Origin of the sequence: Aquimarina sp. U1-2, from assembly GCF_017897595.1 — a bacterium.
Taxonomy (GTDB): Bacteria; Bacteroidota; Bacteroidia; order Flavobacteriales; family Flavobacteriaceae; genus Aquimarina.
Map to the genome: position 1 here is coordinate 1 of NZ_JAGKIK010000044.1, position 677 is coordinate 677.

Sequence of the window (677 nt, forward strand, 5' to 3'; positions counted from 1 at the left end):
GGCAGGCGCTCTAGCCAGCTGAGCTAATTCCCCCTTCTTGAATTCAGAATGTAGAATTCAGAATTACGAATTTAGAATTCTCAACTTCTAAAATTTCCTTTTTCAATATCTTTCCAATGAACTTTAAAAACTATAAATGTAAAATCTAATATTCTGAATTCTGAATTCTGAATTCAAAATTCTGAATTCTACATTCATCATTCCGTAGTCTCAGGCAGACTCCCCTCGACTTCGCTCGGGACAGGCTTCTCGCCTCGCCTTTCGACTTGTAGTCTCAGGCAGACTCGAACTGCCGACCTCTACATTATCAGTGTAGCGCTCTAACCAGCTGAGCTATGAGACTGTATTGGTAGTCAGTGAGTGGTGAGCCTATAAGACAATGAGTAAAATATTCATACTAAAAACTCTTTCTCAAATACTCAATAACTCAAATACTCAATAACTAATTAATCGACAGCAATTAAGACTAAACTCAAAAATAAAGTAAAACAATACCCTTGCGTAATAGTATCAGCGTCTTCTTTGTGTAATCCTATATGTAACTATAAAACTAAATAAAGAAAATCTCTAGAAAGGAGGTGTTCCAGCCGCACCTTCCGGTACGGCTACCTTGTTACGACTTAGCCCCAGTTACCAGTTTTACCCTAGGCCGCTCCTTAACGGTGACGGACTTCAGG

At 39.1% G+C, this 677-nt stretch carries 1 tRNA gene and 1 rRNA gene; both read right to left on the reverse strand.

Annotated elements, in window-relative coordinates:
* Positions 1 to 269: 269 nt before the first annotated feature.
* Positions 270 to 343: transfer RNA gene (locus tag J8281_RS18910), tRNA-Ile, on the reverse strand.
* 228 nt (positions 344 to 571) lie between these two features.
* Positions 572 to 677: ribosomal RNA gene (locus J8281_RS18915) — 16S ribosomal RNA — on the reverse strand; the annotation flags it as partial.